This is a genomic window from Bradyrhizobium sp. AUGA SZCCT0177, from assembly GCF_018130125.1.
In the GTDB taxonomy this organism is placed as follows: domain Bacteria; phylum Pseudomonadota; class Alphaproteobacteria; order Rhizobiales; family Xanthobacteraceae; genus Bradyrhizobium.
This window is the reverse complement of the sequence record NZ_JAFCMA010000013.1, coordinates 101124-122717: the sequence shown is the minus strand read 5'-3', so window position 1 is coordinate 122717 and position 21594 is coordinate 101124. Positions and strand designations below refer to the sequence as shown.

19 protein-coding genes are annotated in these 21594 nt (G+C 62.9%); 8 read left to right on the top strand and 11 right to left on the bottom strand.

Features of this window, described 5'->3' with window-relative positions:
- The first annotated feature begins 17 nt into the window (after positions 1-17).
- Together JQ597_RS17255 and JQ597_RS17250 are read left to right on the top strand one after the other, a co-directional pair.
- Positions 18-1265, top strand: a complete 1248-nt coding sequence (locus JQ597_RS17255; RefSeq protein WP_212265445.1) for an efflux RND transporter periplasmic adaptor subunit — start codon at positions 18-20, stop codon at positions 1263-1265.
- 34 nt (positions 1266-1299) lie between these two features.
- Positions 1300-4422: an efflux RND transporter permease subunit gene (locus JQ597_RS17250; protein ID WP_212265444.1), complete on the top strand. Its 3123-nt coding sequence runs from the start codon at positions 1300-1302 to the stop codon at positions 4420-4422.
- Here JQ597_RS17250 and JQ597_RS17245 read toward each other — a convergent pair.
- Both JQ597_RS17245 and JQ597_RS17240 read right to left on the bottom strand, forming a co-directional pair.
- Complete coding sequence (locus JQ597_RS17245; protein WP_212265443.1) at positions 4419-5384, bottom strand: amidohydrolase family protein; 966 nt, start codon at positions 5382-5384, stop codon at positions 4419-4421. The genes JQ597_RS17250 and JQ597_RS17245 overlap by 4 nt on opposite strands.
- Before the next feature lie 82 nt (positions 5385-5466).
- Complete coding sequence (locus tag JQ597_RS17240) at positions 5467-6105, bottom strand: P-loop NTPase family protein (protein WP_249147934.1); 639 nt, start codon at positions 6103-6105, stop codon at positions 5467-5469.
- Positions 6106-6221: 116 nt separating this feature from the next.
- Between JQ597_RS17240 and JQ597_RS17235 the strand changes: the two genes are divergently transcribed.
- Positions 6222-7820 (top strand): FAD-binding oxidoreductase, encoded by a 1599-nt coding sequence (locus JQ597_RS17235; protein WP_212265442.1) that lies wholly within the window; start codon positions 6222-6224, stop codon positions 7818-7820.
- A 10-nt stretch (positions 7821-7830) separates the two neighbouring features.
- On the opposite strand, the gene JQ597_RS17230 is transcribed toward JQ597_RS17235, so the two are convergent.
- From JQ597_RS17230 to JQ597_RS17210, 5 genes are all read right to left on the bottom strand, one after another.
- Positions 7831-8175 carry a hypothetical protein gene (locus tag JQ597_RS17230; RefSeq protein WP_212265441.1) on the bottom strand — a complete coding sequence of 115 codons (345 nt, stop codon included), beginning with the start codon at positions 8173-8175 and terminating at the stop codon, positions 7831-7833.
- Positions 8165-9265, bottom strand: coding sequence for a hypothetical protein (locus tag JQ597_RS17225; protein WP_212265440.1), 1101 nt, complete (start codon positions 9263-9265; stop codon positions 8165-8167). Before JQ597_RS17225 ends, JQ597_RS17230 begins: the two co-directional genes overlap by 11 nt.
- Positions 9258-9680, bottom strand: a complete 423-nt coding sequence (locus tag JQ597_RS17220; protein ID WP_212265439.1) for a hypothetical protein — start codon at positions 9678-9680, stop codon at positions 9258-9260. The genes JQ597_RS17225 and JQ597_RS17220 overlap by 8 nt, the downstream gene beginning before the upstream one ends.
- Before the next feature lie 34 nt (positions 9681-9714).
- The gene (locus tag JQ597_RS17215; RefSeq protein WP_212265438.1) at positions 9715-10686 is read right to left on the bottom strand and encodes an alpha/beta fold hydrolase; all 972 of its coding nucleotides are present in this window, start codon (positions 10684-10686) and stop codon (positions 9715-9717) included.
- 136 nt (positions 10687-10822) lie between these two features.
- Positions 10823-12241: a TolC family outer membrane protein gene (locus tag JQ597_RS17210; protein WP_212265437.1), complete on the bottom strand. Its 1419-nt coding sequence runs from the start codon at positions 12239-12241 to the stop codon at positions 10823-10825.
- Positions 12242-12479: 238 nt separating this feature from the next.
- Here JQ597_RS17210 and JQ597_RS17205 point away from each other — a divergent pair, with 238 nt between their 5' ends.
- Entirely contained in the window at positions 12480-14333 is a 1854-nt protein-coding gene (locus JQ597_RS17205; RefSeq protein ID WP_212265436.1) for an acetyl-CoA hydrolase/transferase C-terminal domain-containing protein, read from the top strand.
- An 89-nt stretch (positions 14334-14422) separates the two neighbouring features.
- Here the strand turns inward: JQ597_RS17205 and JQ597_RS17200 are convergent, their stop codons facing one another.
- Positions 14423-15202: an enoyl-CoA hydratase gene (locus tag JQ597_RS17200; RefSeq protein ID WP_192737398.1), complete on the bottom strand. Its 780-nt coding sequence runs from the start codon at positions 15200-15202 to the stop codon at positions 14423-14425.
- A gap of 127 nt (positions 15203-15329) precedes the next feature.
- Complete coding sequence (locus JQ597_RS17195) at positions 15330-15968, bottom strand: hypothetical protein (RefSeq protein WP_249147933.1); 639 nt, start codon at positions 15966-15968, stop codon at positions 15330-15332.
- A gap of 353 nt (positions 15969-16321) precedes the next feature.
- Between JQ597_RS17195 and JQ597_RS17190 the strand changes: the two genes are divergently transcribed.
- Both JQ597_RS17190 and JQ597_RS17185 read left to right on the top strand, forming a co-directional pair.
- Positions 16322-16867 (top strand): sigma-70 family RNA polymerase sigma factor, encoded by a 546-nt coding sequence (locus JQ597_RS17190; RefSeq protein ID WP_212265435.1) that lies wholly within the window; start codon positions 16322-16324, stop codon positions 16865-16867.
- A gap of 2 nt (positions 16868-16869) precedes the next feature.
- On the top strand, positions 16870-17508 hold the full coding sequence (locus JQ597_RS17185) for an NrsF family protein (RefSeq protein WP_212265434.1): 639 nt from the start codon (positions 16870-16872) through the stop codon (positions 17506-17508).
- 48 nt (positions 17509-17556) lie between these two features.
- On the opposite strand, the gene JQ597_RS17180 is transcribed toward JQ597_RS17185, so the two are convergent.
- Together JQ597_RS17180 and JQ597_RS17175 are read right to left on the bottom strand one after the other, a co-directional pair.
- Positions 17557-18663, bottom strand: a complete 1107-nt coding sequence (locus tag JQ597_RS17180) for a DUF2336 domain-containing protein (protein WP_212265433.1) — start codon at positions 18661-18663, stop codon at positions 17557-17559.
- A gap of 66 nt (positions 18664-18729) precedes the next feature.
- Complete coding sequence (locus JQ597_RS17175; RefSeq protein ID WP_212265432.1) at positions 18730-19872, bottom strand: GGDEF domain-containing protein; 1143 nt, start codon at positions 19870-19872, stop codon at positions 18730-18732.
- A gap of 417 nt (positions 19873-20289) precedes the next feature.
- Here JQ597_RS17175 and JQ597_RS17170 point away from each other — a divergent pair, with 417 nt between their 5' ends.
- Together JQ597_RS17170 and JQ597_RS17165 are read left to right on the top strand one after the other, a co-directional pair.
- Positions 20290-20859: a sigma-70 family RNA polymerase sigma factor gene (locus tag JQ597_RS17170; protein WP_212205314.1), complete on the top strand. Its 570-nt coding sequence runs from the start codon at positions 20290-20292 to the stop codon at positions 20857-20859.
- Positions 20856-21563, top strand: coding sequence for a hypothetical protein (locus tag JQ597_RS17165; RefSeq protein ID WP_212265431.1), 708 nt, complete (start codon positions 20856-20858; stop codon positions 21561-21563). The genes JQ597_RS17170 and JQ597_RS17165 overlap by 4 nt, the downstream gene beginning before the upstream one ends.
- Positions 21564-21594 lie beyond the last annotated feature (31 nt).

The window sequence follows — 21594 nt, the reverse complement described above, 5'->3', positions numbered from 1 at the left end:
TGAGTTGAACAGACCGCATGCGTAGCAAATTGATTAAGCAATTACAGATGCTTAGCCGCCGGCGACCGGCGCTGGTGATAGCCTTGCTCGCGCTTGCAGGCGCGGGCGTCTATGGATTCCTGCAGTTCAGCGCGACCCAGCCCAAGCATTCCGAAGTGTCCAGTCAGTCCCGCAAGGGAGGACAGCAGCGCTACAAGTTGTCGCCGGCCGAATGGGCCAGCCTGACCATCCAGCCCGTTGCCACGCGGGGCTTCCGGGCCGAGCACGTCACCGAAGGCAAGATCGCGATCGACGAGGATCGCTCGACGCCGGTGTTCTCACCCTATGCCGGCCGGGTCACCCGGCTTCTGGTCCGGCCCGGCGATAATGTCGTCAAGGGTCAGCCGCTGTTCGTGATCGAGGCTGCCGACAACGTGCAGGCGCAGAACGATTTCATCGGCGCAATGAGCGCCATGAACAAGGCAAAGTCCGCGCTCGATCTGGCGCAGCTGCAGGGCCAGCGCGCCAAGGATCTGTTCGAAGGCAAGGCCGTTCCGCTCAAGGACTATCAGCAGAGCCAGGCGACGCTGATCCAGGCGCAGAACGACATGCGCTCCTCGCAGACGGCGATGGAAGCGGCGCGCAACAAGCTGCGCATTCTCGGCCTCACCGACGAGGACATCGCGACCTTCCAGGAAAAGGGCCGCATCAATCCGGAAACCACCATCTTTGCCCCGATCGCCGGCACCGTGGTCCAGCGCAAGATCGGCCCCGGCCAGTATGTGAACTCCGGCGCCAGCGATCCGGTCTATGTCATCGGCGATCTCTCCACCGTCTGGATGGTCGCCTTCGTGCGCGAGACCGACGCCGCCAATGTTGCGGTCGGGCAGGACGTCGCGTTCAACGTGCTGGCGTTGCCGAACCAGGCGCTGTCGGCGCGCGTCAATTACGTTTCCACCGCGATCGATCCGGCGACGCGCCGGCTGCTGGTCCGGGCCACCGTCGACAACGCCAATGGCGTGCTCAAGCCGGAAATGTTCGCCAATGTGACGATCTATTCGGCCAGCGATCATCCGGCGGTCGGGGTGCCGAAGACGGCGTTGATCTACGAGGGAGATCAGGTCCGGATCTGGGTCGTGCATGACGACCATACGATTGAACTCCGCCAGATCAAGGCGGGCCTTGCCAATGGCGATCTGGTCGAGGTGGTCGGCAATCTGAAGCCCGGCGAGCTGATCGTGACAAAGGGCGCGCTGTTCATCGACCGGGCCGCGTCCGGCAGCTGATCTCCCGCTCTACTCACTGAAAGCTTCGATCTGAATGGATCGCCTCGTCGCCCTTGCCGTCAGCCGCCGCTATTTGATGGTCGGCATGTTCGTCGCGGTAATGGTCGGCGGCCTGATCGCGTTCAAGCAGCTCAACATCGAGGCCTATCCCGATCCGACCCCGCCGATGGTCGACATCGTGACGCAAAGTCCGGGCCTGTCGTCGGAGGAGATCGAGCGCTACATCACGATCCCGATCGAGACCCAGGTCGCCGGCATCAAGAACCTGCGTACCATCCGCACCATCTCGCTGTACGGCCTGTCCGACGTCAAACTGCAGTTCTCCTTCGACTACACCTATGAAGAGGCGCTCCAGCAGGTATTGAACCGGCTGTCACAGCTCGCGCCGTTGCCGGGCAACGTGCAGCCCGGCATTTCGCCGCTCAGCCCGATCGGCGAAATCTATCGATACCGGCTGAAAGGGCCGCCGAACTACAGCGTGCTCGACCTCAAGACGCTGCAGGATTGGGTGTTGCAGCGCCGCTTCCGCGCCGTGCCCGGTGTGATCGACGTCACCGGCTGGGGCGGCAAGACCAAGACCTATGAGCTGCAGGTCGACTTCAACAGACTGGTTGCCAACGGCCTGACGCTGCCGCAGGTGCTGCAGGCCGTCAGCAATGCCAACATCAATGTCGGCGGCAACACCGTCAATATCGGCGCGCAATCCGCCGTGGTGCGCGGCGTCGGACTGATCCGGTCGATCGACGACCTCAACAACACCATGGTGTCGCAATCGGGCGGCAATCCGGTGCTGGTCAGCGACATCGCGCATGTCACCATCGGCGAGAAGCCGCGGCTCGGCATCGCCGGCCTCGACCAGGACGACGACATCGTGCAGGGCATCGTGCTGATGCGGCGCGGCGAGCAGAGTGCGCCGACCATCACCCGCGTCGAACAGCTGGTCGCCTCCATCAACAATTCCAGCATCCTGCCGCCGGGCGTCAAGATCGAGCGGATCTACGACCGCAAGGACCTGATCGACATCACCACCCACACCGTGCTGCACAACATGGTGGTCGGGATCATCCTGATCGTGCTGCTGCAGTGGCTGTTCCTCGGCGACCTCCGAAGCGCGCTGATCGTCGGCGCGACAATTCCGTTCGCGCTGTTCTTCGCCGTCATCATCCTGGTGCTGCGCGGCGAATCCGCCAATCTGCTCTCGGTTGGTGCGATCGATTTCGGACTGATCGTCGACGCCACCGTGATCATGGTGGAAGCGATCTTCCGCCGGCTGTCGCAAACCACGGCGTTGTCGGAGGCCGAGCGCAGCCAGATCTCCTTCGACACCACGATGGGGATGAAGAGTCACGCCATCCTCTCCGCGTCCGCCGACGTGTCGCGTTCGATCTTCTTCGCCGCCGCCATCATCATCGCCGCCTTCCTGCCGCTGTTCACGCTGAGCGGCGTCGAAGGCAACATCTTCGGGCCGATGGCGCGGACCTATGCCTACGCGCTGGCCGGCGGCTTGCTGGCGACCTTCACCGTCACGCCGGCGCTGAGTGCCATCATCCTGCCCTCGCATATGGAGCACACCGAAACCTGGATCATGCGGCAGCTCGACCGGCTCTATCTGCCGGTGCTGAATTGGGCGGTCGCGAACCGCAGAATCGTGATGGCCGGTGCTGCGGTCCTCGTGATCACGACCATCGTGTTCGCGCGGCTGCTCGGGCTGGAATTCCTGCCCAAGCTGGAAGAGGGCAATCTGTGGATCAGAGCCACGCTGCCGCCGACCATCTCGCTGCAGGAAGGCAATACCTACGTCAACGAGATGCGGAGGATGATCCGCAGCCGCCCCGAAGTGGAATCGGTGGTGTCGCAGCACGGCCGCCCCGACGACGGTACCGACGCCGCCGGCCTGTTCAATGCCGAATTCTTCGCGCCACTGAAGCCGGCCAGCGAATGGCCGGGCACCCATGACAAGGACGAACTGACGGCGCAGTTGCTGGCGCAGTTGCAGGAAAAATTCCCCGGCGTCGAATTCAACTTCTCGCAATATCTGCAGGACAACGTCTCGGAGGCGGTCTCGGGCGTCAAGGGCGAAAACTCGATCAAGCTGTATGGCAACGATCTGCAGGCGCTGACCGACACCGCCAACAAGATCAAGTCCGTTCTCGCCACCGTGCAGGGCGTCACGGATCTCGCGGTATTCACCTCGCTCGGCCAGCCCACCGTCCAGATCGATGTCGATCGGGCGCGGGCGGCGCGCTACGGCCTGTCGCCCGGCGATATCAACGCCACCATCAAGGTCGCGGTCGGTGGCGACACCGCCGGCGACATCTATGAACCCGGCAGCGACCGGCATTTCCCGATCATCGTGCGGCTGGCGCCGGAGTATCGCAAGAGTGCCGAGGCGATCCACAATTTGCGGATCGGCGTCGCCGGACCGGGCGGTGCGATCACGCAGATCCCGCTCAGCGAGGTCGCGTCAATCAATTTGATCTCGGGCGCCGCCTATATCTACCGCGAAGGGCAGGAACGCTATCTGCCGATCAAGTTCTCGGTCCGCGAGCGCGATCTCGGCAGCGCGATCCAGGAAGCGCAGGACAAGGTCGCAAGCCGGGTCCAGCTGCCGCCGGGATCGCGGGTCGAGTGGGTCGGCGAATTCGGCAATCTGCAGGACGCCATCAAGCGGCTCTCGATCGTGGTGCCGATCAGCCTGGCGCTGATCGCGGTGCTGCTGTTCTTCAATTTCGGTTCGATGGTCGATACATTATTGGCGATGAGCGTGATTCCGATGGCGATCTTCGGCGGCGTGCTCGGGCTGCTGATCTCGGGGATTCCGTTCAGCGTATCGGCGGCGATCGGCTTCATCGCGCTGTTCGGCATCGCCGTGATGGACGGCATCATCATCCTGTCGCAGTACAATCAATTGATCGATGAAGGCTATGAGCGGATGCGAGCCGTGATCCGCACTGGCGAGCTGCAATTGCGGCCGGTGCTGATGACCTGCGTCGTGGCCGGCGTCGGCCTGCTGCCGGCGGCGCTGTCGGCCGGGATCGGCTCGCAGGTGCAAAAGCCGCTGGCGGTGGTGGTCGTCACCGGCATGATGCTGGCGCCAATCGTCATCCTGATCACGCTGCCGGTGCTGATCTCGGTGTTCTCAAGGAGGGCGCGCTAAAACCCGTAAAGCCGCGCCGGATTGTCGACCAGGATCTTCTGGCGCACGGCAGCATCCGGCGTCCACACGGCAAGCTGGTTGAGCAGCCGTCCGTCGTCGATCTGGAACAGCGGCGTCACGTCGGTAACTTGTTTGCCGGCCGGCGTCACCGAGTCCGGATGCGGCCAGTCCGTGCCCCAGATGATGCGGTCGGCATTGGCCGCGATCAGCGCCTGGGCGAGCGGGGTGGCATCGGCATAGTCAGGCCCCAGCTTCGAGGCGCGGTAGGCGCCGGAGATCTTCACATGGGCCTTGCCTGATTTCACCAGTTCCACCAGATCGGCAAAGCCGGGCTGGCCGACGCCAAGGGCGGCCTGCGCGCCGCCGAAATGGTCGAACACGACCGGCACCGGCGACGTCGCGACCAGATCCTTGATTGCCGTAATCATCGCAAGGCTGGTGAACAGCTGCACATGCCAGCCGCGCGCCTTGATGCGTTCGACAGCAGCGGAAAACCGCGGCCGGCCGACGGTGGGATCATTGACGCCGCCGGTGGCGAGGTTGAGCCGGATGCCGCGGATGCCCGCCTTGCCCATGGCGTCGAGATCGGCTTCCGATGTCTTGTCGTCGATCACAGCGACACCGCGCGCGGTCGCGCCGCGGGCGGCCATGCCGAACAGGGTCGCGGAGTTATCGGGCCCGTAAATGCTCGGTGTCACGATCACCACGCGTTCCATCCTGATCGCCTTGTGCAAGGCGGTCATCTCTTCCGGCGAGGCCAGTTCCGGCGTGTAGACGCGGCCGGCGAAGAACGGGAATTTCGAAGGGTCCGGATGGATATGGGTGTGGCAATCGCAGGCGCCCGCGGGAATGTCGAAATTCACCGGCGTTGCCGGCTGGGCTGCCTTGGCAAGGACGGTTCGGCTGTTCATGGTCACTCCGGCGGCGATCGAGGCAAGCATCATACTGCGTCGCGTCAGCATTGGCGTTCTCCCTGTGCGTTTCGTGTTGTTGATTGTCTGCATCTCGACGGGGCGCGTGGCCGGTCGATCTCGATAGCGTTTCCTACTTAGTGCGCCGGGCGTTGTTCGCCGCGGCCGTGTGCGAGACTATAGAGCTGCGCGCGTTGCGGGAAGGGCGATTGCTACGTGGGATTGATATGGCCGCCAATCGCGTGGCGCACTTCTCCGACAAGCTCCGGCAACGGCCGCGATCCGTCGAGGCGCAGAACCGGGCAGGGCAATGCGGCAAGCCAGGCCTGGTGCCCGCCAAATTGCGGCTCACGTTGCCTTCCTCGTAGCCGGAAGCCCATTCGATGAATTCTTCGGTCGCCTTATGCCGCCATCCGCCGGGAGCCACGGCATTAGTGCCGAAATGCGTGGCTTCACGGGCACGCAGCCGCTGCAGGCGTACCTCGCGCGGCGTGACGAGGAAGACCACCAGATTGAAATCGGAAATCAGCCCGTCGCCCCAGCCATTGAGCGATCCGCTCAGCACCCAATCCGCCCGCGGCAGAAATATCTCGCGCATCAGCTCCAGGCGCTCGCCGGCCTCGCGCATTTCCCGATAGGGCGGAATGGTCGGTCGCCAGAAATAATCGTCGGTGTCGTGATGCGGCATCGCCAGCGAATCGGCCAAAGCTCGGCCGAGGCTGGTGACGCCCGAACCCGATGCACCCATGATGTGTATGCGGCAGCTTTTCATCGCAATATCAAGGCTTAGCGTTTCAGTAAGCTCGGCAATCCATCGAACCATAAGCCGCGCCAATTTGACTAATTATCGGCCCGCCCGGACTATCAGTCATCATCTGGAATCAATGCATGCGAAAATTTTCACAGAAGTTCAAAACCGGGGCGTCCGTCGCCGCGGTGCTCGTGGTGCTGTTTGGCGTTTACGGCTACCGCAAACTGCAGGCGCTTGCCGCCGATCCCAGCGGCGAAAAGGATTGCGGGCCGGCGGTGGGGGGTGGCGAGCAGGCCAAGATCGATCTGGAGCGGATCAAGGCGATTGCACCGCTGAAAGGCGTAAAATGGTCGCAGCTCGGCGGCAGCATCAATGATGCCAGCTGTCTCAACAAGACCGAAATCTACGGCGTGGTCGAGGTGCGCAGCGTTGACGACATCACCAAAACGCTGACGTTTGCGCGCGACAACAAGCTCTCGGTCACGACCGCCGGCGTACGCCACAGCATGGGCGGGCAGGCGTTCCGCAAGGGCGGCATCGTGCTCGACATGCGTGGTTTCAACAAGATCGTGCTCAACGAGAGCCGGCGATCCATCACCGTGCAGCCAGGCGCGACCTGGCATGACATCCAGAACCTGCTGCACCCGCGCTTTGCGGTGCGTGCGATGCAGTCGACCGATATTTTCAGCGTCGGCGGTTCGATCTCGGTCAATGCCCACGGCATGGACCATCAGGCCGGCGCGCTCCGCAAATCGATCAAGTCGATGCGCGTAATGCTGGCGGACGGTACGCTGCGCACGGTGTCGGAAACCGAGAACAAGGAGTTGTTCAACCTCGTGGTCGGCGGCTACGGCCTGTTCGGCGTGATCGTCGAGGCCGAACTCGATATCGCCGACAACCTGGTCTACCAGACCGGACGCCGCATCATGGACTACAAGGAGTTTCCGGGGCTGTTCGCCAAGGAGATCGAGAAGGATGCCAATATCGGCCTGATGTACGGCCACCTCTCAACCGCGCCGAGCAGCTTCCTGCAGGAATTGCTGCTCTATACCTACACCAAGGTCGACGGATCGGATTTCAAGCGCGAACCGCTTGGCGAGGTCTCGGGCACCAAGCTGCGGCGGCTGACGATCAACCTGTCCAAGCAAGGCCCGCTGTTCCAGGAGATGAAGTGGCTGTCCGAGAAGCACATCGAGCACCGGATGGAAACCTGCACCGTGACGCGGGCGCAGGCGATCGGATCGGCGGAGGCCTGTCTCGTCAACCGCAACGACCCGATGCACGATTCCGTGCCGTATTTGCGCAACGCGCTGCCCAACGACACCGACATCCTGCATGAATATTTCATCCCGCGCAGCCAGTTCGTCTCCTTTGTCGACGGCATGCGCAAGGTGCTGACCGACAACAAGACCAATTTGCTGAATGCCTCGGTGCGCATCGTGCATCAGGAAGACAACTTCCTGACCTATTCGCCGGAGCCGGCATTCTCGCTGGTGCTCTACATCAACCAGACCACGGATGATGAAGGCAACAAGCGGATGAAGAAGGCGACCGAAGAGCTGATCGATCTCACGATCGCGCACAAGGGCCGGTTTTTCCTGCCCTACCAGCTCTATTATTCGAAGGATCAGTTGCAGCGGTCCTATCCAGAGATCAACGACTTCTTCGCGGCGAAGCGGAAGTATGATCCGGCGGAATTGTTCACCAACACGTTCTATCAGAAGTATGCGTCATGACACGTGCGGTTCACAGCTCCGCGATGCGCTTGGGCGGCAGGCCGCTGCAGCCTCCGGCTTGCTCCGCGTCCAGCACCAACAGCGCACCTGCCGCATAGAGGCGGGCGACGAAGCCGGCATCGTCGGAGCGGGCGAAGGTGACATAGTCGCTCGCTGCAAGCACGCGTCCGTTGGCTTTGGCGATAATGGCCAGCGCCTGCGCCGGCGGGCCGATGATAGCCATCGACTTGCCCGGCGCCGATCCGAACGTCAAAGCGATCACAACCGCAAGCCAGCCGCACACCACGAGCGCGAAAGCGCCCGCGATCCGGCGTAGTGGCCGCAGCCTGCGATGATGTGGCGCTTCAGTAATCATAGAAATGCTCGATGCTCACGCCCCTGGCCTTGAGGTCGCGGTTGATATCCACGAGACGGTCGATCCTAGCCTTCAGGCCGGCCCTGCGGAAGCCGGGTCTGGCATCAAGCTCCAGTGAAAACAGCTCCGTCGTCCCCTTGATGTCGAGGTTGGCAGCATCCGGCGCGATCACGGTGATCAGGATTTCGCGGTTGCCGGCGATCTCGGCGATGCGAAAACCCTGGTCCAGCAGGCTCTGCAGGATTTCGGTGAAATCCTTGTAGCGCGGCGTCTGCACCAGCTGCCATTGCGGTGTCAGCGTGCGGATCGGTTTGATACGCGGCTCCTTCGCCAGCACCGCCGGCGGCAACGTCGCGACCGCAAACATGATGTCGCGCGGCTCGTCGTCGCCACCGGCATCGAGCGCTTTCTGGATCAGCGCGGCATAACCGACCTTGAGATAGTACTCGGTGCCGAGCGCAAAATACCGCTCCCATGTTCGCAGCGGGCTATCGGTCCGCGCCGAGATCGCCATCAAGCCATCGAGCTTCTCGCGGAACGGAAATTTGAACCAGGGAACGGTATAAAGAAACGCCGCATAGTCCTGCAGTACCTTGCGCGCGTACAGGTCTTGCGGGGTCCGTTCCTCGCCCCGGATCCATTCGAACACACGGCCGATGGTGTTTTCATAAAATCCCTTGATCGCGTATTCGATCGAGTAGCTGACGCCGATAATATAGATCATGGTTTTGACTTCGGTGAGCGATTCACCGGTCGACGGCACCGCCTGATTGATGGTGCAGAAGCTGCGCCAGAATCCGAAAATGTGTCCGAGATAGTTGAAATGGCTTTCGCTGGACCGATCGAGGAAGCGGCCGAAATCCTCGAACGAATAAACGATGTACCATTCGGGAAAGGTGAAGAAGGTATTGTTCTGCTTGCGCTGGTAACGCGGCTCATTGATCGCAGGCAGCGTCACCGACGGCGCAGGTGACGCCGAAGCCGACGAAGAGGGGCGGCACGTGCCCTCGATATAGGCGAGCGGCCCAAGCACCGACACCGCGATCAGGATCGCGATGACGACAAGAATGCGCCGTAGCCATTTAAGCATGAACGGCGGTCCGCGTGCGCGGCGCCAGCAGATAGCCGATCAGGATCGCGACACCGCCGAGGGCGAGATGCGGCGCATTGGTGAACACCCGCGTCATCAGCGGCAAGTCGCGGATGCCGTTGATCAGGATGCCGAAGTCGAGATAGCCCGAGCCGGTGAAGAGGCCGAGCAAGCCGTCGGCAAAGTAGAACGCGCCGAACAATTGGAAGAACAGTTCCGAGGCGCGGCGAGAGGTCAACGCTGCCGCGAGTGCCCACAGCGCGGAAACCAGATGCAGCCCGTCGGCATACCAGGTGCGGCGGAACAGGCCGAAGATCATGTCGTTCGGGTCGATGAAGGCCGGGATGTATCCGGTCAGGATCACGAAGCCGAGCAGGGCGGCGTAGCCCCAGGCGCACAATCTGATGATATCCATGATCCCTCCGGCCTTCTCGAATCTGTCCGTAAGTCTAGAGCTTTCCGAGCGCCTTGAGCAGGGCGTCGTTGAACAAAGCGGGATCTTCGATTTGCGGAATGTGACCGAGTCCGGGCAGCAAGGTGAGGGTGGTTTCCGGCGGCAACAGCGTTCGCAGATCAAGCGCCTGCTCAACCGGGGTAGTGTTGTCCTTGTCACCCCACAGGATCGCGACCGGGAGTTTCACCCGTGCATAGGCGCGGCGGTCGGCGCTGATAGCGTCGCGGTCGGCGCCGAGGAAGTAATATAGCCAGTCGGCGATGTCGGGGGTGGTGTCGCGCTGCGTCGTCGGCCGCTGCAGGATCGCGACGAATTCGGGCAGCGCGCGTTCCTTTTTCTCGATCAGGGATTCGAGCAGCGTCTTCGTCGCCACCGGATTGGTGATGGTCAGTGATACCAGTATTTCGCGAATCCATTTTGGCTGAATGATCCATGGCGCCTCGGAAGGAGCTACCGTCAGTCCCAGCGCCGCATCTACCAGCACGAGGCCCCGCGCCCGGTCCGGATAGCGCATCACCAGTTCGGTCGCTGCACCGGCGCCAAAGGAATGGCCGACGATAATTGCCGGCTTGGCTTTCAGATTGACGAGAACATCGTTGATGCGTGCAGCCTGATCCTTCCTTGCATAGCTGCCCGGACGATCCGAAAACCCAAACGGCGGCAGGTCGAGGGCGATGACGCGAAAGCCGGCGGCGGCGAGCACGCCGGTCGTGTGCCGCCAGAGTTCGCTCCACGCCGCCGTGCCGTGAAACAGCACGACAGGAATTCCATCCGCCGGGCCTTTTTCCTGCACGAACACACCACCGGAGCTGGTCGGCACCAAACGGCCCGATGGCGGCGCCAGTTCGGCGCGGGTGTGGGTTTCGCGGATCGATGCCGCCATCCGGAACGCTGTTATCGCGATCACGATCAATATCAGGAGCGCCAGCAGCGTCTTGCCCGACCAGCGCAGTATGTTTGAGATCACGAGGCCTCGCAGAAATGGATCGATCAAAATCGGGTGCAGTCAAATCAGATCGAATTTTAGGCTAGTGCAGATTCCCGGCGATGAAAAATCGCGGACATGATCAGCGGGCAGTTAACACCTGCGACAAAGTTGCGAATTATTGCCCCGACGGCGTGCGCAGGCCGTGCCAGGCGTCGCGCACCTGATGGTAATGCACTTCAGGCAGATAATCCGGCGTGTTGAGCCCCAGCGTCTTGACGTCGAGCCGGCCGATGGCGCTGAGCAGGGTGTAGGAGGCGATCACGCGGTCGCGTTGTGCGCCGATCAAGCGCGCCTTCGCGAGGATCAGATCCTGCTGCGAGTTCAGCACGTCGACCGTGGTGCGCTGGCCGCCCGCGGCCTCGCGCTGCACGCCCTGCAAGGCGACCGTTGCAGCCCGCACTTCGGATTCGGAAGCGGACACCGCGACCTTGGCGCCTTCATTGGCAACCCAGGCGCCGACCGCCGCGGTGCGCGCCTGGTTGCGGACCTGGTCGAGCACCAGCCGGCTCTGGGCTGAGATTTCCTTGGCCTGCCGGGTCTGCGAGGCGGCCATGCCGCCATCGTAGATCGGTTGCGTCAATTGGCCGGCCACCGAAGCCTGGTCGGTCCCGAAGGTGCCGAGCGTGGGATCCGACTGCTTGCTGCGGCTGACGCTGCCTTGCATCGTGATCGTCGGCATCAGGCTGCTTTCGGCGACGCGAATGCTGGTCGAGGCAACGTCGACGTCAAAGGCGGCCGCCATCACGGCTGGATGCTCCCGGAAGGCGAGACCGATGGCGTCGTCGCGGCTGCGGGGCAGATAGCGGTCTACGGTTTCGGCGAGGTTCAACTGCGTCGGCGCGTTGCCGATCACCTGGGTATAGGTGGCCTGGCTGATGGCCAAGGCAACCTCGGCGGCGTTGAGGTCGGCGAGGCCACGGTTGAGGCGGGCTTCGGCCTGGGCAGTGTCGGTCGGCGTCACGTCACCGGCATTGAGGCGCTTCTGGGTGATGCCGAGCGTTTCCCGCAGGAACGCGACGTTGGAACGCTGCGCGGTGACCAGCGACTGATTGGCCAGCACGTTGGTGTAGACGGTGACGGCATCGAGCAGCACGCCCTGGCCGACATTGCGCAGCGCCTCGCGGCCGGAAGATACCTGCAGTTCCGCGACGCGGACGCTGTTGGCGGTCTTGAAGCCGTTGAACAGCGTCTGGGTCACCGTCACCCCGATGGTCCAGGGTTTCAGGTTCGCCGACTGCACGGTGTTGTCGGGCAGGAGGTTGCGGACCGCCTGCAGGCCGGCGGTGAGGCTGGCGACGATCTGCGGCCGGTACCCCGCCAGCGCCTGCGGCACGCCTTCGTCGGTGGCGCGCTGGCGCGCGCGTTCGGCGTTGAGCTGCGGATTGGTCTGATAGGCCTTGGCCAGCGCGTCCGGGAGGTTCTCGGCCTGGGCGCCTGCCGCGGCAAACGCCACGCAAATCACGACGCCAAGGCAAATGCCTGTTCGAAGCACGCGCCTTGCAACGTGGCCAACTCTAGCGGCACGCCCAACCATTTGATCCCGCAACTACCCAAGGTCCGTCCGCCCCCGCCGACGGCCTCGTCACATCTACCTGTTTAGGGGGCGGTGCCGCCACTGGCAAACGGTCGCGCGACATCCTCACAGGAATTCGGCGCTTGGCTGTTGCAGGTTCGTCACAGACGAAGTTCGGTAACAAATGCGTTATAGCTCGGAGCAGCCGGCGTCTTATTCCAGGGCGGTCGGCGTTTCATGACGCCGGGTCCGCATTTTGATGCCGAAACTGTTTTCCGACCCCGAAGCGATCGCGGAAGACATCATCCGCGATGTCGGAACCAACCTCGTCGTCGGATTGCCGCTTGGGCTCGGCAAGGCCAACCACATCATCAATGCGCTCTATGCGCGCGCCGCGGCCGATCGCTCGATCAACCTGACCTTGTTTTCCGCGTTGACCCTGGAAAAGCCAAAGCCGGGCAGCCTGCTTGAAAAGCGCTTCATCGGTCCGGTGATCGACCGGCTGTTCGGCGGCTATCCCGATTTGACCTACGCCACCGCGCTGCATGCCGGCGCGCTACCGCCCAACATCCAGGTGATTGAATTTTTCTTCCTCGCCGGAAAGTGGCTGCACGTGCCGTATCCGCAGCAGCATTACATTTCTGCAAACTACACGCATGCCGCGTCCTATCTGCTGGCGCGCGGGCTCAATGTCGTCACCCAATTGGTGGCGAAGCGCGTGGAGGGTGGCGTCGCGCGCTACAGCCTGAGCTGCAACACCGACACCACGCTCGACATTTTGCGCGCCCGCGCCGAGGGCCGGGCGTCGTTCAGGCTGGTGGGCCAGGTCAATTCCGAACTGCCGTTCATGCCCGGCGCCGGCGATCTCGCGGGCAACGAATTCAGCGCGGTGCTCGACAGCCCCGAGACGGACTTTCCGCTGTTCGCGCCGCCGGCCGAGCCGATCAGCGACACCAAATACGCCATCGGTCTGCATGCCGCGGGTCTCGTGCCCGATGGTGGCACGCTACAGATCGGCATCGGGCAGGTCGGCGACGCGCTGGCGCAGGGCCTGATCGTTCGTCACCGCGACAATGCGCAATTCCAGGCGGTCATGAAGCGGCTCGCGCCGGACCAAGCGGTGCCGCAGGCCGGACCGTTCGAGAAGGGGCTGTACGGCGTCAGCGAAATGCTGTTCGAGGCGTTTCTCGGCCTGATCGACGCCGGCATCCTCAAGCGCGAAGTCGATGGCGTGACGCTGCACGGCGCGTTTTTCCTGGGTCCGAAAGCGTTTTATCGCACGCTGCGCGAAATGCCGGCGGAACAGATCGCGCGCATCCAGATGATGCCGGTGTCGTTCACCAACCAGCTTTATGGCGACGAGGATGCAAAACGCCGCGCGCGCGTCGACGCCCGTTTCGTCAACAATGCGATGATGGCGACCTTGATGGGCGCTGCGATCTCCGACGGGCTTGAGAACGGTCAGGTCGTGAGCGGGGTTGGTGGGCAGTATAATTTCGTGGCACAGGCATTCGCGCTGCAGGGTGCGCGATCCGTCCTGGCTTTGGAGTCGACCCGGCAGGCCGGCGCGAAGTCGCAATCCAACATCCTCTGGAACTACGGCCATCAGACCATTCCGCGGCATCTGCGCGATGTTTTCGTCACCGAATATGGCGTTGCCGATGTCAGAGGAAAATCCGACGCCGAAACGATCGCGGCGATGCTTTCGATATCAGACTCCCGCTTCCAGGGCGAACTCGCAAAGGTCGCCAAGGATGCCGGCAAGCTGCCGAAGGATTTCGAAATTCCGCGCGCGCATCGCCGGAATTTTCCGGAAGCGATCGCGGCAGCGTTAAAGCCCGCGCGCGAGTCGGGCCTGCTGCCGTCGTTCCCGTTCGGCAGCGATTTCACCGAGACCGAACAGCGGCTGATCCCGGCCTTGCAGCTGTTGCGGGATGCCCAGCGCACGCCGCTGCGGTTACTGGGGCTGTTATGGCAGGGAATGACGCAGCCGCCGAACGCCGCGCGTCTCGAATGCCTGGCTCGGCTGGGGTTGGATAAGCCAACGACTTTTGCGGAGCGCGCCTATCGCGCGCTGGTCAATGCAGCGCTGGCGCGGAGTACAAAATCGTAGGGTGGGCAAAGGCGCCCTTGCGCCGTGCCCACCATCACGAGCAACGCCGGGAATGGTGGGCACGCTGCGCTTTGCCCACCCTACGAGGTTCACCGGTTCTTGTTCACCGGCTTGCGCTTCTCGATGAATGCCGCCATGCCCTCGGAGCGGTCTTCCAACGCAAACGTCGAGTGGAACAGATTGCGCTCGACATTCATGCCTTCCGACAGCGGCGTCTCGAACGCCCGGTTGATGGCTTCCTTGGCCATCGCGGCGGCCGGGCGCGACATCGAGGCGATCTTTTCCGCCGCGGCCAGTGCTTCGTCCATCAGGCTGGAAGCCGGCACGACGCGGCTGACCAGGCCCGAACGCTCGGCTTCCGCGGCGTCCATCATCCGTCCCGTGAGACAGAGATCCATCGCCTTGGATTTGCCGATCGCGCGCGTCAGCCGCTGGGTCCCGCCGATGCCGGGGATGGTGCCGAGCGTGATTTCCGGCTGGCCGAATTTGGCGGTGTCGGAGGCAATGATGATGTCGCACATCATCGCAAGTTCGCAGCCGCCGCCGAGCGCATAGCCGCTGACGGCCGCGATCGTCGGCTTGCGGCAGGTGGCGATGCGGTCGCCGCCGATGGCGGCGAAATCGCTGGAGAACATGTCGATGAAGGTTTTTGGTTGCATTTCCTTGATGTCGGCGCCGGCCGCAAAGGCCTTTTCGCTGCCGGTGACCAGGATGCATCCGATCGCGTCGTCGGCTTCGAGGTCATCGACGGCGGCGGCGATCTCGCGAAACACGCCGAACGACAGCGCGTTGAGCATTTTCGGGCGGTTCAGCGTGATAATGCCAACCGCGCCTTTGCTTTCGACAATGATGTGTTCGAACGTAGCCATGGTTCACCCCGGTGCCTGATTTGGCGGGCAATGTGCCCGCTGGCGGCAAGGGCTTCAAGTGGGCTGGGCTTCAAGTGGGCTGAAGAGGCGGCCCGGACGCATTTCGGCGCGTCCGGTGCCCGATACCTCACGCCATGAACATGCGCGCCGCCGAGGCCATGGTCAGCAACGCGCCAAAGGCGATGAAGATTTTTCCGATCAACGAGGTCTGATCCCAGGTCGAACTGTCATGGCTGGAAGCCAGAACCGGCGCCGCGGGGGCGGCTTTGGCCGCGGCCATCGCGACGGTCTGCGTGGCCGGGTTCTGCTGCAGGGCCCGATCGACATCGTTGAGCTGATCAGATGAGACCACGGCATCGGTCGTGGACTGCGCTTCCCCCGGCTTGTCGGCTGACGCCAGCAGGATATTGGCCTTTACCGTCATCGCCTGGGCGCTGCCAGGGGAGGCATCGGCGGATGCGAGTTGCGCATTGGCGTTGGCGACCGACGCCGGGATCGTGAGCGCGCCGCCGGTCGAGGCGTCGGCGACCTCAACCGCTTTCCTGGTCTCGGCAGGTTTCGACGCGACTTTGCCCGATCGACGCGTGTAGCGCTTCCAGTGGCGTGTGCTCTGGCGGACGGACTTTCCCGGCGTCGCGCTTTCGGACTTCGACGTGGCGGCCGCGCGGTCCGTGCTGGCTGCCGTCGCCGGCGATGGCCCCGCGAAACACACGAAGAGCCCTGTTGCTAATATCAATGCCGAGCGCCCGCTGGCTTTGACAATCATGTGGCAATCTCCCCATTTGCCCGCCCCCGAACCGAAATGAGACCCCGCCCCGTGTCCACAGCGGGGCAAAAAAAGGGAATCTTCGGGCAAGACCGGGCAAAAGCAGGGCAGCTGCGTTGCAGCAGCCGAATAGGCTCGTCGTATTCTTCGGTACGCCATTGATCAGGCTGGCGCCGCGCGGGTGCGAGCCGGAGCGATCGATGGTATGAGCCAGCCGGCAAGGAACCTGCGGTCCCGATTCCCGGACGAGGCCGCGCGAAGCGAAACATCAGGGTAACGATCACGACTTCGTGATCTTGGCCCCCTGACGTAACAAATTGAAAAAGCGACCGAATTGCAAGGTGGGAGCGCGCGTGCGCGAACGTGAGGACGAATGGACCGGCCTGATGCGGTCGGCCATTTCAGGCGACAGTACGGCGTATCATCGCCTGCTCAAGGCCGTCACGCCGGTGCTCCGGGCCGCGGCGCGCCGCGGGCTCGCGCGTGCAGGGCAACCGGTCGATCAGTCCGAGGACATCGTGCAGGACATTTTGCTGGCGGTGCATTTGAAGCGGCACACCTGGGACGTCAGCGCCCCGTTCGCCCCATGGCTGTTTGCGATCGCCCGCAACAAGCTGATCGACGCGCTGCGGCGCCGGGGCCGGCGGGTTTTCGTCAACATCGACGATTTCGCCGAGGTGCTCCCGGGCGAGGCCCCGGTTGAGACGGCGTCGGCGGGCGAGGTCGCCGCCCAGTTGCAGTCGCTGCCGGCGCGCCAGCGCGACGTCCTGCAGTCGATCGCCGTCGAGAGTGCTTCGATCAAGGATACCGCAGCCAAACTGGCGATGAGCGAGGGCGCGGTGCGGGTCGCGCTGCATCGGGGCTTGACCAGCCTGACGGCGAAGTTACGGGAACAATGAGAATGGATACCGATCAGCTCATCAAAACCCTGGCTGCCGACAGCGCGCACCGCGCGCGGCCGGTCGGCTTTGCGCTGATGCTGGCGCTGATGGCGGCGGCTCCCGTCTCGCTTTTGATGTTCTTCACCGAGCTTGGCATCCGGCCCGACGTGATGACCGCGATGCGCAATCCGTTCTTCGACCTGAAATTCGCTGTGACGCTGGCTCTGGCGATCGCGGCCATTGCCGTCAGCCTGCATCTGTCGCGGCCGGAAGCGTCACTGCGTGGCTTCGGCTGGCTGCTGTTGATCCCGGCCGGGCTTCTGACCGCAGGCATCGGCGGCGAGATGATGATGCCGCAGCGGCTGCCAATGATGACGCGGCTGATGGGCAACAATTCGCGGATGTGCATGACGGCGATCCCGCTGCTGTCATTGCCGATCCTGGCAGGCGCGCTGATCGGCCTGCGTCACGGCGCGCCGGCGCGGCCCGCTCTGGCCGGCGCCATCGCCGGAATGTTGTCGGCGGGGTTGGCGGCGACGCTCTACGCGTCGCATTGCACCGATGATTCACCGCTGTTCGTGGCGACCTGGTACACGCTCTCGACCGCGTTGGTCACGGCGATCGGCGCGCTCGCCGGATCGAAACTGCTCAGGTTCTGATTATTTTGTCGTCCCGGCCTTGAGCCGGGACGACGCGAACTTTGTGGCTCACTTCGCGGGCGCGTTTTGCTGCATGCGATGGAAGCGCAGCACCTGCTGGGCGGTCGATGGCCGCAGCCGCTCATAGGTATCCTTGCACGCCGATATGTCGGTCGGCTCCCCGCCCGTCAACTCGTCGCGCATGTTGATGATCGCCCGGACAGTAGACCATGACAGGCCCGCCACTTTCGCCAGGATCATCACGCCTTCGGCGCGGCTTTCGATCATCATGTTCTCGGCGATTGCCACCGGCACATTGGCCAGCGCTGCGATGGAGGCGTTGGCTTCGTCGAATTTGCCGGCCTCGGCAAATGACGCCACCTGGAATTCGTCGAGCCGGCCGTCCTGGTGAAGCGATTTGACCAGCGCGTGGGCAATCTCGGTGTTCCTGGTGATCGCCGACGGTGCGGAGCGCGCGCGCCGCGTCGCCTCCTTGACCGCGTTCGGCACCTGCGCCGCCAGCTGCGGGTTGGCCGCCTCCAGCCGCTGCCGGACCGCGTCGGACGCCTTGGCCAGCAGCTTCAAATACAGATGTCGCGGAATCGTCGGACGCAGGCCGGTGCAGGTCGCGAGGTTGTCGTCTCCCTCGGCGCGGTTGACCAGCCGCGTGAAGCCGCGCTCGGTGAATTCGGCGCCCGGATTGTTGACGGTGCTCTGGATCACCTCATCGTTGCCGCGCTGGACCAGCACGTCGGTGACCGCGCCGCTCAACACTTTTCGCGTCGAGATCGCCATCAAATGGGCCTGGCTCTTGCTGCGCGCATTCTCGATCAGGGTCTTGTCGTCGAGCCGTGCCGATTGCGACAGCACGGGCCCGGCGACCTCGATCACGTCGTCGAATGCCAGTGCCCGGATCGTCAGCGGCGGTGCGGTGTCGATCGGCGCGAGACGGTTGGCCAGCAATGTCTTGGCTGACGTTTCGATGTGGACGATCAGGCATTGGAAGACATCATCGAACAGGCCGACCTGTTCATCCGAATAATCCACCGCGCCGTTGATGAAGAGGTCGGTCACCCGGCGCAAGGTCTCGACCCGGCGGGCGACCGTCCCGTGCGCGAGCGTGGTCTGCAGTTCGTCGAGCAGGTTCATGGGGGCGATAGCGGACTTCGAACTCATGTGACTCTATCCTGGAGCAAAAGCCGGCGACGGATTCTCCGTCGCCGGAACACTGAAATGGTCGGTTCAGGCGCTGGCGATGCGGTTGCGTCCCTGTGCCTTGGCTGCGTAAAGCGCGCTGTCGGCGCGGGCGAGGAATATGTCCGGGGTTTCCTCCGGCTTCAGCGTCGCGACGCCTCCGGAAATGGTCACGCTCATGTCGGGCGAGAATGCGCTCCAGTCGAGCTCTGCAATGATCCCGCGCAGCCGGTCGAGCGCACGCACGGCGTGGTCCGTGCTCATGCCGGGCAGCACCAGCAGGAATTCCTCGCCGCCGTAGCGGCCGAAGCGGTCGATGCCGCGGATGTTGGCGAACATGGTGATGGCGAAAGTCCGCAGCACCTCGTCGCCGGTCGGATGACCAAAGGCGTCGTTGATGCGCTTGAACCAGTCGAGATCGATCAATGCAATCGAGCAGGGCGCGTCATTGCGGCCGGCGCGGGCGATCTCTTCATCCAGCATCCGCATGATGCAGCGGCGGTTATACGATCCCGTCAACTCGTCGAGTTCGGCAAGCTCCTCGATCCGCTTGTAGGCTTCCTTGAGTTTCTGCCCGCTCTGATAGAGCGATTGCTTCAGCGAGCTGGAGAAGATGCCTAAGAACATGCAGCGTCCGATGGTCAGGACGAACACCAAAAGGGTGGCAAAGCGCTCGAGGTGGCTGCCATGCGGCAGCGAGATCGGTCTGTCGGTCAACAGGAACAGCCCGGCCAGGCCGATCGTCATCGCCGTCCAGATCATCATGGTCTGCGCAGGGATCGAGCGCAGCGAACTGAAGCTGAACACGATGAACAGGGTACAGAGGAACATCCCGCCGACTTCCGGCGCGATATAGGTGAACGCCAGCGCAATCAGCATGCAGATGGTCGCCTGCGGGGCGACCAGATAATGATCCTTGAAGCGCTCGTTGAACCCGAACTCGGAAAGGATGAGGCTGAAAATCACCAGCGTCAGGCCGGAAGCGGCATAGGCCGGAGCGATCATGGGCGGTATCGAGCCGGCCTGCGCATAAAGCAGCAGGACCCCGGCGTCGATGATATAGCTGACCCCGATCATGATCAGGATCTGGCGGCGCTGCTTGGCGCGCCGGGCAAGCGCCTTCGCCGCCGGCTGAGGACCGACGCCGTCCAGATCGGCCGGATTCACGAATGAGGAGGCCGCGGTGCCCATGGACTCGCCGTTGATGGAACTCGGCAAAAATCTAAGTGGGAAAGCCTTTAGGTTTGGTATCTTTTGGAACCGAATCTGGTCCGTTAAAACACCTGCCACTACTCTGTTTCGCAACGGAAATTCGGCCGATTTGAACTGCCGGAACTGTTGCGTGGCAGCCCAAGCTGTAAGCAGATGCTGCCTTGTGGACTAACCCTTGGTATGGTCGCACCGGATCGCGCGCTCTCTAGGAAAGTAACTCCGTATTATGATACCGAAATTGGGGCTTTGTTCGTTCTCGCCGGCGCCTTTGGTGGTCGGTGCGCCTGTGTGGGGTAGATCACACATGCAATTGGTTCATTGCCGTAATGTGAAGAATCTTGCCTCGGCAATCGAACCCTCGGCCATCTCCCCCCGACCAACCTTGCGAGACGGCAATTGAGTGCGGCACAGGCGGCTTCAGACGAAATTCTGATCGCTCGGATCGCTCAAGGCGACCGGCTCGCCATGCAGGTGCTTTACGGAAGGCACCATGTCAGGGTGTTCCGTTTCGGGCTTCGGCTCGTAAGGGACGAACAGGTTGCGGAAGACCTCATCAGTGAGGTGTTTCTCGATGTGTGGCGTCAGGCTGGCAAGTTCGAAGGCCGATCCGCCGTTACCACCTGGCTGCTGGCGATTACGCGGTTCAAGGCCCTGTCGGCACTTAGGCGCCGGAAGGATGTTGGACTGGACGATGAGACCGCGAACGCGATCGAGGATACGTCCGATGATCCGGAAGTGGTGGTTCAGAAGAAAGATACCAGTGACGCGTTGCGCAAGTGCCTGACATCACTTTCGCCTGAGCATCGGGAGATCGTCGATCTCGTCTACTACCACGAGAAGTCCGTGGAAGAGGTGGCCGAAATCGTCGGGATTCCCGAAAACACCGTCAAGACGCGTTTGTTTTATGCGCGCAAGAAATTAGCCGAACTGCTGAAGGCAGCCGGCATTGAGCGAGGTTGGCCATGATGGCGATGAGCAAGAAAATGCTGGATCAAGAGCCCGGCGAAATCGAGATGCTGCTGCCATTCCATGCGGCCGGCACGTTGAACGCGCGCGATGCGCGTCGCGTCGATGAGGCGCTCGCCGGCGATCCCGCGTTGGCCAAGCAATATGCCGTCATCCAGGAAGAATACGCCGAGACCATTCATCTCAACGAAAGCCTGGGTGCGCCGTCGGCGCGCGCCATGCAGAAGCTGTTCGCGGCGATCGACGGCGAGCCCGAGCGCAAGCCGTCGGTGTCGATCAATCTCTCGGCGCGGATCGCGGAATTCTTCACAAAACTTTCGCCGCGGACGCTGGCCTGGTCGGCGAGCCTTGGCGCGGTTGCGCTGCTGCTGCAGGCCGGAGTGATCGGCGCGGTGCTGGTGAAGAATCAGACTGCTTCCTTCCAAACGGCTTCGCTGAGCCTGAATCAGACGGCGGCGCCCCTTACCCGCGAACTCGGTGCTGCGGTGCCGCCGCGCGCGCTGGTGCGGTTTAACCCGGACGCGCGCATGGCCGACATCAACGCGCTGCTGGACAATTATCAGGCCTCGATCGTCGATGGCGCCAAGGGCGGCATGTTCCGGCTGCAGTTTGGCAACCGCGCGCTGGGCAAGGATGAAGTCACGAACCTGATGAGCAAGTTGCAAGGTGAGAAGATCGTCAGTCTTGCGGTGCCGACGCCGTAAGGCGTCGGTCGCCTGACCAAGCCGAGGTCCC